Origin of the sequence: Pseudomonas sp. Mn2068 (assembly GCF_049319725.1) — a bacterium.
Classification (GTDB): domain Bacteria; phylum Pseudomonadota; class Gammaproteobacteria; order Pseudomonadales; family Pseudomonadaceae; genus Aquipseudomonas; species Aquipseudomonas gingeri.
Genome location: NZ_JBMOUG010000012.1, coordinates 78831 through 90801, shown reverse-complemented (window position 1 = coordinate 90801; position 11971 = coordinate 78831). Strand labels below are relative to the sequence as shown.

11 protein-coding genes, 1 other RNA gene and 2 pseudogenes are annotated in these 11971 nt (G+C 51.6%); 4 read left to right on the top strand and 10 right to left on the bottom strand.

Annotated features, from left to right (window positions below; translation table 11 throughout):
* Positions 1 to 95: 95 nt before the first annotated feature.
* From ACL9RJ_RS23880 to ACL9RJ_RS23865, 4 genes and pseudogenes are all read left to right on the top strand, one after another.
* Positions 96 to 716, top strand: coding sequence for a hypothetical protein (locus ACL9RJ_RS23880; RefSeq protein WP_422765737.1), 621 nt, complete (start codon positions 96 to 98; stop codon positions 714 to 716).
* Positions 709 to 1821: a helix-turn-helix domain-containing protein gene (locus tag ACL9RJ_RS23875; RefSeq protein WP_422765736.1), complete on the top strand. Its 1113-nt coding sequence runs from the start codon at positions 709 to 711 to the stop codon at positions 1819 to 1821. Before ACL9RJ_RS23880 ends, ACL9RJ_RS23875 begins: the two co-directional genes overlap by 8 nt.
* 177 nt (positions 1822 to 1998) lie before the next feature.
* Positions 1999 to 2517, top strand: coding sequence for a hypothetical protein (locus ACL9RJ_RS23870; protein WP_422765735.1), 519 nt, complete (start codon positions 1999 to 2001; stop codon positions 2515 to 2517).
* 165 nt (positions 2518 to 2682) lie between these two features.
* Positions 2683 to 2895, top strand: a pseudogene (locus tag ACL9RJ_RS23865) (hypothetical protein); the annotation flags it as partial.
* A 198-nt stretch (positions 2896 to 3093) separates the two neighbouring features.
* Here ACL9RJ_RS23865 and ACL9RJ_RS23860 read toward each other — a convergent pair.
* From ACL9RJ_RS23860 to ACL9RJ_RS23815, 10 genes and pseudogenes are all read right to left on the bottom strand, one after another.
* The gene (locus ACL9RJ_RS23860) at positions 3094 to 4407 is read right to left on the bottom strand and encodes a protein NO VEIN domain-containing protein (RefSeq protein WP_422765734.1); all 1314 of its coding nucleotides are present in this window, start codon (positions 4405 to 4407) and stop codon (positions 3094 to 3096) included.
* Positions 4408 to 4477: 70 nt separating this feature from the next.
* Positions 4478 to 5746 carry a DNA (cytosine-5-)-methyltransferase gene (gene dcm, locus ACL9RJ_RS23855; protein ID WP_422765733.1) on the bottom strand — a complete coding sequence of 423 codons (1269 nt, stop codon included), beginning with the start codon at positions 5744 to 5746 and terminating at the stop codon, positions 4478 to 4480.
* Positions 5739 to 7400 carry an Alw26I/Eco31I/Esp3I family type II restriction adenine-specific DNA-methyltransferase gene (locus tag ACL9RJ_RS23850; RefSeq protein WP_422765732.1) on the bottom strand — a complete coding sequence of 554 codons (1662 nt, stop codon included), beginning with the start codon at positions 7398 to 7400 and terminating at the stop codon, positions 5739 to 5741. The genes dcm and ACL9RJ_RS23850 overlap by 8 nt, the downstream gene beginning before the upstream one ends.
* 256 nt (positions 7401 to 7656) lie before the next feature.
* Positions 7657 to 7918 (bottom strand): annotated as a pseudogene (locus ACL9RJ_RS23845) (ATP-binding protein); the annotation flags it as partial.
* Between the two features lie 267 nt (positions 7919 to 8185).
* Positions 8186 to 8698 carry a LasR-specific antiactivator QslA gene (locus ACL9RJ_RS23840; RefSeq protein ID WP_422765731.1) on the bottom strand — a complete coding sequence of 171 codons (513 nt, stop codon included), beginning with the start codon at positions 8696 to 8698 and terminating at the stop codon, positions 8186 to 8188.
* Between the two features lie 722 nt (positions 8699 to 9420).
* Positions 9421 to 9828, bottom strand: coding sequence for a hypothetical protein (locus ACL9RJ_RS23835; protein WP_017126790.1), 408 nt, complete (start codon positions 9826 to 9828; stop codon positions 9421 to 9423).
* A complete protein-coding gene (locus ACL9RJ_RS23830) occupies positions 9825 to 10517 on the bottom strand; it encodes a DUF433 domain-containing protein (protein ID WP_369683682.1) in 693 nt (230 codons plus the stop codon). Before ACL9RJ_RS23830 ends, ACL9RJ_RS23835 begins: the two co-directional genes overlap by 4 nt.
* Positions 10518 to 10875: 358 nt before the next feature.
* Positions 10876 to 11115 carry a hypothetical protein gene (locus ACL9RJ_RS23825; RefSeq protein ID WP_017126792.1) on the bottom strand — a complete coding sequence of 80 codons (240 nt, stop codon included), beginning with the start codon at positions 11113 to 11115 and terminating at the stop codon, positions 10876 to 10878.
* Between the two features lie 78 nt (positions 11116 to 11193).
* Positions 11194 to 11583, bottom strand: a transfer-messenger RNA (tmRNA) gene (gene ssrA, locus ACL9RJ_RS23820).
* 86 nt (positions 11584 to 11669) lie between these two features.
* Entirely contained in the window at positions 11670 to 11948 is a 279-nt protein-coding gene (locus tag ACL9RJ_RS23815; RefSeq protein WP_422765730.1) for a hypothetical protein, read from the bottom strand.
* Positions 11949 to 11971: the final 23 nt, after the last annotated feature.

The window sequence follows — 11971 nt, the reverse complement described above, 5'->3', positions numbered from 1 at the left end:
CGCCCATTGAAGCAGTAGGTTGACAAAGCCTTTGATCTGCACAAAAATGCTAGTTGACAGTATCTACATTTTGCACACTTTTATGGAGGGGCCACATGCCCCCGATCCAACACCCGAGTGAGCTAGAGCCAAAACTGAAGCAGGAATACATTGAGCTAGTTTGCAATAACGTTCTGGAGGCGGCTTACCGTGCGTTGGAGGTAACCTCTACAGAAGATGACACCAATTGGACGATGGGAACTCTCCCTTATGGCCGTGTCCATGGCCGATTCAAACGTTTACATCGTGATCCCTCTCTTCCATGGCTGTTGCTTACTAATCGCACCATGGACTTCACGCTTAGCGTGAACAGCGTGCTCATGCAAGTGGTGATGGACGATCCAGAGGTCAGGAAGAAAGGCTACCGAATTCAGTCCAATCGCGTTGAGCTCTACCAAGCTAGCCTGCTCGGGCCCGCTATCGACAAAAACATCACCTGGCGTTTGTATGTAGATAGCGACGGTAACTTCGACGGACCCAAGCTAACGGCATCGATTCTAGGGTTCGATACCAACCGCAGCCTCGTCTGTAAGTGGGTGCATGATTACGTGCCTCTGTTCGCTCCTCGTACCACCGAGCTTTCACAAGAGGTGGAGATCGAGGAACCATTAGTCGCTCGTCGGGACAAAGATGCCGACCAGAACGCAAAACGAGATGCTGATCCAATAAATGAATGACAGAACAGGTTTTTTGCCTTTTGGCGACGAGTTTTCGCCCGACAAACTCCGCCTCGCACGATGTGCGGCGGGGCGCTCGCTTGCTGATATCGGAGAACTCCTGGGCGTTACCCGGCAATATGCGCATAAGCTGGAAGTCAATGCGGTACCCTCAAGCACCCAACTCGCCCAACTATCTGAAGCATTGGGCGTGCGCGAGAGTTTTTTCTTCACGCCACGGCGCGGTTCGGTGGAGCTGGAGCAATGCCATTTTCGAAGCGTGCGATCTTCTTCGCAGACACTTAAGAAGACCATTGCGGCTCAGGTTGAGCTCTTTGAGCTACTGATCGACGAGCTAGATAAAGAGATTGCCTTTCCAGCAGTTAGTTTCAGCACGTTGGAAGAACCGGTATCCGGTATCAACAAGATCGAACAGGTTGCTGAAAAATTTCGACGTGAACACAGCCTGGGGATTGGCCCCCTGTCGAGCGTGACCAAGCTGGCGGAAAGGGTTGGCGTGCTGGTGGTGAATTTGGCAGACGCTGATGACAAGGTCGATGCGTTCTCGTTGTCCAACAAACGACCGTTGATAGTAAGGAACACCGCCAAGGTGAATCCATGTAGGCAACGTTTCGACCTTGCCCACGAGATGGGTCATTTGATCATGCACCAAGGCATTGAGACCGGCTGCCGCCTGACTGAGGATCAGGCTAACCAGTTTGCCAGTGCCTTGTTGATGCCGCGGGTAAGCTTTGCATCAGAATTTCCTCCAATGCGAGGCAAGTACCTTAATTGGCCAGCACTTAAGGATATGAAGCTTCGTTGGAAGGTAAGCTTCAAGGCGCTTATCTTTAGGGCTCACACCCTTGATCTGCTCACAGCCGAGCAGGCTAAATCTGGCTTCACCTACCTCAATCGCAAGGGCTTCACGAAGCATGAGGAGTTTGACGAGTTGATCCCAATGGAGTCGCCCATGCTTGTACAGAGAGCGATCAATTTACTGGACTATAGTACTTGGAGGCGGGTGCTGACGGCTGCCGGGCTTACGGCAGAGATGGTGTCCAGGCAGTACATGCTAGACATGCCGTCATCCCCGTTGCGATTGGTCGAGGTCAACGTAGGTTAGGGCTGAGGGTTAAACGCCAGAGATTGGCCCGCTGAAATGCCAAGTTTGTTCTATGCGACGTGCAATACGAATTCCGAAGAAGCTGTTTGCCTGAAGCCCTTCAAGGGCGATCCATCAACGAACAGCTCCCTGCTAACAATTTCCTCTCCACACAATCCCGAATGAAAAGGCAGAACATTGAAGAAATCGCACATTGATAAATTGAGCTTGGCGATTGCAGTCTGTGCATTGGGGCTTTCGCTATGGCAGGGGTATCAGCAGAAAGTTCAAAACCATGTTGCTGTTGAGCCAAGGATCAATGCTTATTTCAAGCTCGACGGCAAAACGGATCAGAACGGCATATACGTTTTCAATAATGGATTAGGCCCTGCCTATGTTGAGAGCCTTGAAGTAACTGTCGCTGGGGAGCCTGTTGCGGACAATAGTTATGGCCGATTCGGTGGTGCCGTTCAATCAATGCGCCTTGATACCGATTGTCTCACTATAGGCGGTCCTCGCCCGAATGACTCTCTGAAACTGGGTGAGGAAATTGGCCTAATTGAGATCAGCAAAAATGCTCCCAGTGCGTGTGCGCTTACGAAGTTGTTGCTTGGGGCCAAAATCCAGCGAGACCTAGATTTTACCCTAATCGTGAAATCTATTTACGGTGACCGGTTTCAATACAATTTCAAGAACAATATCCAGACTGCGCTCTGATTCAAATCAATGCGCTCTTGCTTGTGCCGCTGCGTGGAGTACCTGAACTCCAGGATCTAACCGGATTGGCTGGGTTCGGCTGGTTTCTGCCTACCGTGACGGGCAGAGGTCGGGGCATTTGCTAAAAGCGACTATTCTCCCGCGTATAGTACTTGCACTTCGAATTCCGGCGGTAACACGTCAGAATTTAGCGACTGCGGACATATAGAATTTGCGAATCAGAATGCTCGGTTAAATAAGGCTTACACATCAGCGACGGCTGTTCTGTCTGCTCAGAAGAAGAGAAGGTCTATGGGTAAAGTTTCGAGACGCCGATTGCGGCATGTACTACTCACTCACAGGGGGTACGATGAATCTCCTAGAGTGAGTGGGGTGTGAGCTGAGCATGACCCTAGAAAGAGCAGACTCGTTGGAGTGGTTTGCTAAAAATGGCGCCGATGAGATTGAGGAACAAGGTGAGCAGGATGCGTGGTGAGAAACGGTTAACCATACCACTTGGTTAACCTGATAATCCCTGAAACAAAAAAAGCCTCGCTTAAAAGAGTCAAGCGAGGCATTTACTATCGCTTACCCGCCTCAGGTATACAGGTCGGATATGGGGATAGTCGCAGCGGTCCAAGAGCTTCGTGGAATCGAGTGAGAAATCGAAATCTGCTGAACAGAGCTACAACGATTAACGGGATCACGAACCCAATATATGACATTTTGCGCAACAGGGTTAAAATTTTCAAGAACGGCTAAAACGTACGACTCTCTATAATGTGCGGCTTGCTGCCACTCTCTCGCGGTTAGTGATGGAGAGCAAAGTCCTAGCGAACTCTTCACTTCCACATAGCGCTTTTTTAGTCCTCGCTGAGCAAAAATATCATAGCCGACTTGCTGCCGTGATACTCCATAAACGGACCAGCCTTCTGCCGCGAGGGCTGTTGCAACATATTGTTCCGCCTCCCATCCCGTGTTAATGCCCGGTGGGGGAGTTATCGTTCCGACCAAGTTGGGAACTTGAGGCACATAGGGAGGGAATAAAGGATAGGGAGTCGATGGAGATTGTACGGCAGGAATATTAGTGAGAGCAGTTTGGTTCCCCAGATTGCTCCAATAGCCAGACTGCATAAATCTGGCATTGATTGGGTTTGAAGGGGAAGCGTCGAAATAAGTAGAAACCTCTGAAGCCGACAAATTGAAATCTGCGGCGAAATCCGTCACAGATACAGCAGAGCGTGTGCCAATCACCAAACCGGGATCGGCATCGTGATATAGCGCTACGATCAAAGGGAAAAGTGGGATACGATGACCTAGCGGAGCAATATAAGGCGCGTAATTGGATATATTCTGTAGGTCGGTTACCGCATAGCCGGCGCCGCCTGGATCGATACGAAGCCATTTCCTATGACTTTCGTTTCTATATCCAGCACCAGTTAAGCACAAACCGCATCGAGCTCCAGCTAGTCCGCCATTAGTCGAATGCTGTAGATATCGACATGCGCTCCGTTCCTCATTGAGGAATGACGTACTAGAAAGATCCGCTGGCGGAGCAAAACAACCAATCCCCTTTTGAAGATTAAGGTTGTTTCGCCAAGTATTTTGCGGATAACTATTCCCAGGAGCAACAAAACCAGTCCGGGCGAGAAAGTTCCCTTCGAAAAGGGAAAGCACGCACTGATTGGGGAGCCGACTCGCCTTCGTAAACAGGTCATCTAGTAGCATCTGAAGCATCTCAGTACTAATAAAAGAGCCCGAATACATGCTAGGGATTCCATTCTGAAAAAACTTCAACCCCAAAAATATCTGGACAAACCTGCCTTTATAACTGGCCCCCATTTGTCGTTTATGCAAGCTCAAACAATCCAATGCATCTGTAAACAAGCCCTGGCTATTAACTGGAATCATCTTAGGTGCCCAGAGAAATATTCAAAACGAAGCAATCCTTACTCATCAGAAAGATTAGCATTCAAGACTGTCACAACTCCCATCGCCTTTGACCTAGTCGAAGGCGCTCTAGATATTCATCTGGACTTATAAAGCCTCGCATAAGCGCTTGGTAAATCGTGGTGGGATGTCCCACATAGGGTTTCTTGCTCCCGTCTTCACCTGGCTCAAGAGAAGGCAAATCACTAATCGCATCCTCCACTGAAATACAAGGTTGATCAGAAGAGAAAAGGCTTGATGCCCCTCCTCCTAAAGTTATCGGGAGGGGCGGAGTCCATATAGGCGCAGCATCATCTCGTTTGCCGACCAAGATAACCCTTTTCCTACGCTGAGGAATACCAAACTGGTCCGAAGACAGTACCGCACCTGAAACACTAGACATAACACTAGAAAATGCTTGTTTAACAGCTGAGAAAACTTCCCCACCCTGCATATTAATCAACCCAGTGACGTTTTCGAAAACGAATCCGTCAGGCTGTACTTGCTCTAAAAATTTCACATAATCCCAAAACAAATGATTCCTAGGATCATCCATAGTCCTACGGCTTCCGGCTGTCGAAAACCCCTGACAAGGAGGCCCACCCAAGACCCAGAGAGGCTTCCCGGAGGCCTTAAACTCCTTTGCAACATCCACAAGTTCTAGAAATATATTTTTATCAGTTATACTTCCAATAATCGTATTTCCATGAATATTTTTAGCATATGTCGCCAAAAATCTTGGTTCTATATCGTTCGCAACAATAGGCTTCCAGCCTGCCCATTTAAACCCAAGCCCCATACCTCCTGCACCGGAGAACAAGTCTATATAGGCCCCTGGTTGCCCGAGGGTTTTAGCAATTTGATATGCTAAAAGAGGGGGTACAGCATTGCCAATCTGAGTAGAAACCGCTCCCTGAGGCCCTATAAACTCGAAAAAATCAGGGAAGCTTTGTAGTCTTGCGGCCTCGCGCTGTGAAATAACTCGGTCTTGAGCTGGATGCACATGACAACCATTACCCGGCCGATTGAAATACGTGTTTATAGTATAAGAAGGCATGTCACGACGAAGCCTTCCATAGTAAGTAGACCTGCTACCTTCACCTCTTTTAAAGCTTTCCCTGATTTGGTCAAGGCGACGAGAAGGTATACTTTCTGGAATATTTTTCCAGTTCCCACCCTCGGGAATCGAGCGAACCATACGAAGATCTAACTCGCTCAACCTAGCGCTGTAGTGATTAAAAATCACCCCGCTTTCCTGACTGATCTCTGCTGCCCCATAAACTTTCTTAAACCCAACTGATTTAATATCGATACTATTCATCACAACGCCCTCCATTCAGCCTTTCAAAGGCTAGGCGCCGATCGCTTTTTTCATCATCACCCAGTTTCGGAAATAAATCCAAAACCATTAGATATTCATTCAATTTGAGCCCGTAAATTTTCAAAGCGACATAAGCATCGGCGAACAACTCCGCCTCCATATCGCCCGAGATCGCCTTCTCTACGTATCTCTGAAGCTGAACCGCTGCTTCTAGTTGTTCTGCGTTAGGTACAGGCACTTTGCGAAGAGCACTCAAGGAAATGTGCCCTGTTGCTAAATGAGAACGGAGCATGAGTTCAAAAACAGTTGAGTTCATAACTCCCAGCAGAGCGCGGATACCACCACTCTTAGCATTAAAAAAATGAGCAACACCTAAGGAGTTACCAAGTGCCCACCCGGAAGGAACTAATGCGGCAATTATTCTACGTTTCTGGTTAGGACGTGAAACGTCTCTCCATGCAATCCGTTCAAATTTCATGGAGTTCGGGGGATTCCACCCAATCTTACCGACACCGAAGACCGGTGTGTCGCGGACTTGGTATCTATCAATCATACGGCCCTTTAAAAAAGGAATCGCACATTCATGAATAGGTGCGAGCCATCCACTGCTACCTGTTTCATCTATCTCTCGCCCAGCCCAAAACTCATTTTCCCGATCAGCTTCTAACTCCCCCCACGTGGGGAATTTTTCGTACAGCTCAGAAATTAGTTTGGCAGCTTGCGCACCAAAAGAGATAGGAAGCGAAAAATCAAACTTGGAAAGACGTTCAAAATCCAAAGTCACTCTGGTAGATTCGCCGACCGCAAAAGACTTCGTATAAGAATGAATGGGTATAGCCTGCAAAGCAATCCTGTATGTCTCAGCAACTAACGCAACTGACGCCACATCTGCGCACTCGTATAACTTCATTTCTGCCGAATAGTACGCGATATCCAAAACTCGGTGATCAGCTATCAGATGCTTTCGAATATTAAACGACTGATCATCCGCCAACAAACTCGCAGGGATTACAATTCCCAGGGTTCCGCCTGCGCCAGTTAATTTAACGCTCAGTTCTAGCCCAACTCTAGAAAGGTTAGTGCCCCACCCCGCGAATTTTCGACGGGGTTGCGAAAGCGGATAATGCTCTGCCAACCAACTGTCGTAACGTCGCATATCAGCAACGTAAGCCTCTCTGACATCGTGTTGCAGACACTCGGTTTCCCTTCGATCAGGTTTAAGCAGCTCCCAAGGAGGATTCGTAACTACGATATCAAAAGTGTTTGTGGAGTTAATCGCACGCTGAAAAGCATCCGCAACTATATATTCACACGTGACGTCGATGCCTTTGTTACGTAAACGTTCTATGTGGGCTTTTGCCACGATAAAATCAGCGTTATCTAAATCCCAGAGCTCTAAACGCCAAGCGCATTGAGGCATCGAGAGATCTACCCAAGCCTCTACCAACCATACTAGCAGCCGGCCATCCCCCCCAAAAGGATCAACGGCGTGGATTTCATGCTGCCCTTGCCAAGAAGCCGCGAGCGCCCGCGCGGCGACCTGAGCAAGACGTCGTCCAACTGGCTCACCCGTGTAATATCGCCCCGAAGCTTTCTTCATGAGCTTGTTTGTAGGCGTAGCGATTTTCGTACGAATATGATTCAGGTGGAGCACGTGTGTTCCATAATTGAGAAGAGCGACGAATTTATGAATGTCTGAAAGACTGGTTCTCCAGCGGAGCCTAGCTTCTAGGCTAGGCAGCCAAGACAGCGGCAGATTCTATACCATCGAGTAGGCCTTGAGGGCTTCATATTGTCCTGTTAGGGTGCGCGTTACACGCCATCCGGCCACCCAGCCCACCAACATCCAGTCACCTGCTCCACGCTCATCCGGCCGGGCAGTCGGAGCGCAGCGACGCAGGTTTGCATTGTTAGTCTGAAGTCCCTGTTGCCGTCAATTTCGTCGCGCGCCTGCGCATCGATTCGCCCTTCAGTTCGATGCGGTAAGCATTGTGTACCAGCCGGTCGAGGATCGCATCGCCCAAGGTCGGATCGCCGATCAGCGCGTGCCATTTGTCCACCGGCATCTGGCTGGTTAAGCGTCGAGCGGTTCCCGTACCGGTCGTCCAGCAGTTCAAGCATGTCGCGCCGTTGCGCGTCGGTAAACGGCGCCAAGCCCCAGTCGTCGAGGAGCGAAAACGGAGCGAAAACGGGACGGATTTATTTTGTTGTGAATTTGAGGTTAGCACATTCAGTGGGCGCTTTTACAGCGGATGTGCTGTGATTGCAAGGCTTTAACCGACGAAATGCATAATCATCACGCGCTCCAGGAGCAACAGGGCCGGCAATGCCGGCCCTGTTGCTCCTGGAGCGCCTTTGACGAAAAAAGGACACGCTCTTTAAATAGCAAACCATCTGTCAAGTGAAATGTCAACGGGAGGGCGGATTCTGCGACGTCCGCTAGGTCAAGCGGCTCCGGTATTGCGCCGCGATCAATCGCTGCTGCAGGTAACGCAGAAAGCCAGCTTCGAAGGCCTCGCGCCGATCACCTTCCGGATAGTCACGACGGGCTTTGATCAGTTCCCACCATAGAGGTTGGGTGGTTTGCCGTTCTGCCCAACGCCCCGCACAGCGTGCGCCGCTGGCGATTTCCTGGGCGAACTGCTTTTCCCAGGGGGTGGGGCTTCCAGGTAGCGGATCGGCGCAGGCGTTGAAGCGGGTGGCGGCTGTTGACGCGAGTGAGGGGGGATGGCGTTGCCGGAGGAGTGCCGTGTCATAAAAGGCGATGGCGTCGAGGATCAGTTTGTTGCCTAGTTCCTGTTGTTGATCATTCTGAAAGGCCAGGGTTCGGGCACCGTCCAGGCACAGATGTGCAGCACGGCGTAAATGACCGACTGCTTCGCTGGTGTCCAAGATGGCGAATTTGATCAGGGTGGGTGTGGCTAGGCGCGAGAGCAATGGGCAATCAATCATGGAGGCAATCTCCCTGATCGGGTTGCATTGACGCCAGGTGAAGCAGGCGGTGCCCGGGCGTGAAAGGGGGGTAGGCCATTCTCCTTATCTCCATCGTGAGGTTAAGGAACCGACACCCGCCGATCTGACGCGGTTGGGGTGGCGGACCGCACGGGGGTCAGAATCCGGCTCACGAAGGAACGCCGGCCAGGCCGAAGCCTGCCCCGCGCGGTCCACCATATGAGCGAAGCAACCGAACGCAAAAATGCGCCGACTCCATCGCTACGGCGCTACCGCGCCTTCGTGAGGTTTACAGGTTCTGACACCCGGTCACAGGTATGCCTGTGACTCGACCAGCCTAACGAAGGGGGGAGCATTGCTCAGTCGGTCATAGACCAAGATGGCGTGCGAAGTATCCGATAATTTTGTGGGGGTGTCTTGTTGGCGGGGTGGGATCTGTTTGTCGCATTTTGTTTCTTGGATGGGGAAATAGGGCGCTCACGCCAATCCGTTGGGGCAGGCTCGAACGTGGGACGGCCAAGCCGGTTCGACCGGAAATCAGCGGCTAAGCGCAGAAAATCGTTGTGGGCGAGTGAGCGGTCCAGAGCTTCCACGAAGGGCAGCTTTAACCCGAGCCGCAGCCATCTCAAGAGCCTGGGGCTTCTGCCTCTGCTGGTCGCGGGCTTTACTGGATCCTGGCTTTCATGCAGTTTGAATGGGTTAGTGAGGTTTTTGTACAGAGCCTAAATCTTTATATACTCAAATTTGCCTGGTGCACTGTACTTCCAGGAAACCTTGAGAGCTGCACCGCCGGTGATCATCTCAGCCTGCCGGATAATTGCCGGCCACCAGCGAACCAGGTTGTGCGCTTTGTTCCAGTAAGGCTCTTGGCCCCATTGCTTTGCGAGACAAAAAATCGCAAGGCCGCATTCCCTGAAGGCTTTTCGCTCAACGTCACCCTTCGAAAATCTGTCCTGGGAAACTACCGCCCAGCCGGCCTCCTGGCTTAGTTCTGTGATCCAGAATGCATCACTGCTGTCGGCCGGGAATTTGTCGCGTAGATGAATCACGAGGTGACCATCGCCCTTGCAGAGTTCGTTCAGGGCGCGCGCCAGAGCTGGAGGAAGATTATTGTCCAGTAGAAACTTCAAGCGGCATTCCTGTACTCGAATGATACTGCGGCTTCCACTGCGGCAGTTGGTATCTCGTACAGCATTGCTACTCGTTTGGCATCCTGACCTTCCGCTTGGAATGCCATGAATATTGAGGCTGTATCCACGCCCGCCGCAGTTACCACAGGCTTTCCGAAGTTTCTCTCCGGATCCAGTACGATGGCCTTGCTGCGTTTGATTGGATACCAGCGCTGAGCGGATCCTTCCTGTGCGTAATCGATTCCCTCGTACAAAGAGGGTTTGATGACTTGCTGGAACGCATACTGTTTTTTTACCAAATCCAGCAGGCTTTCATCGCCAGTCTCGTTCAAAACAGTTGCAAAAATACTTCGACCATCAGTTTGGAAGCGCCTACATGTGAATGGGTAGGCCTGGTTAAACATTTCCTTGGCTTGCCGAGAAGCACTTCTGATTGCTTGCAGGCTAACCCCGTGCTGGCGGAAGGCATATACGAATCGGATCTCAAGAAGATCGTGAAAGCCCAGAGTCTTCTCCGCAGCCTCAACCAGTTCAGACCTCCATAGGCCGGGGTGCTGGATTCCGTTAGCGCTGTATCCGAACATCCAACGGCGAATATCTTTAGCCGGGATACCGGTGTAGATCGATGCCTCTACTGGCGTATAAAGCCCCACTCCCAGCAGGCGACTTGTTGAACTCGTGCTTTTCATTGGCTCGCCTCCTGTGCTCGCAAATGGGTGGGCATCGATTTTGAGCCTAACGGCTGCCTCGATCAATGGGTTTATGAGTTGGGGTAACCGGCGCATCCGAGGATGCCCCGCGCACCGCCACCCTGAAACTCCGGTCATAAAGAAGAGCCTGCTAGAGAAGGTAGCGCTGTGCGCCAAACGATTTCCTGGCTGCTAAACCCGATCATTGATTGGCAGTGATGTGCCGAGACTAGTCAGCGGAATGGGCAGGCGCAAGCGCACGGGAGTTTCTAGGACATTTCAGGCGAGGGAAAGGGAGTCGTCTTGCCGGGCAGCAAGAACTACCCAGGGAAGGAGCGGCGAAATCAGCCCCTCACCCTCACACCAACAGCTTCAACTTCGCCTCCACGGCATCGTCAAAGATGATGTAGAGCGCTTCGATATCGGCTGGCCGCAGGCGCCTGGCGCTTTCCAGGCCGCCGATCAGGGTGATCTGGATGGCCCTTTCTGCTTCCACGTCCGCGACGGTGCTGGTGGCGTTGAGGGCTCGGACCAGGTCGTTGATCGGGTCGCGGATGGGTTTTGGAAGCCGTAACAGGTCGAGCCTTTCTTGTGGCATGTCTTCCTTCCCCTGATTCGTTCGGGCACAAAAAAGGCACTTCGCGAATCGCTCAGTGCCTGATCTGTCTAGCTTGTTTGGTGGAGCCGGGGGGATTTGAACCCCCGTCCGCCAGTACTCCGCTGTCGGTACTACATGCGTAGCCGTGTCTATTGAGTTAACCCTCAGCGACCCGACGGGCAGGGTGCTTTGGGCGAGTTGTGTAAGTTTTAGCCGCTTCGTCCACAACGTACTGCACGGCGATTCTGTTCTATATGACAATCATTTTGGGTTTACAGACATCCCCTGATGATTGCTGGACCCGAAGGTGCCAGGAGTGCATGTCAGCTGCAATTAAGCAGCGAGAGCAGCACCGTATTGGTCGTCATTGGCAACTATAAGTAGTTGCAACAGTGGATTTACGAGTTCTGTTACCAACTCGGCATGCACCTAGAGTTTCGCAACCGGCGTCGAATCCTAAACGGCCCCGAACCTGCTGTGCATTACCAGCAGGCAGGTGCAGTGTACGCCACTGTGGCTCGAAAGGCCATCCCGAAGGGACACCCTGCGTGTCACTAACCGCCTTTCTGGCTGTTCTGGATCTGCTGGATCGCCCTTTGTGTAATGGCGATGCATTCCTTGGTGCCTTCGGTGGTGTTTTTCGCCTGGGCAGTCTTGGCTTCCTGGACGCTGTTGTCGATCTGGCCCTGCAGGTCGGCCGCCAGGATGGTGGTCTTGGCGTTGTTGATGGTCTGCAGGTTGGTGGTGCAGAGGTCTTTCTCGCCGTCGGCAAAGGCCGGGGCGGCGAGGAGCGAAGCGATAACGAACAGGCCTGGCAGTACGGAACGTTTCATGAGTATCTCCTTGAACCGGGGTT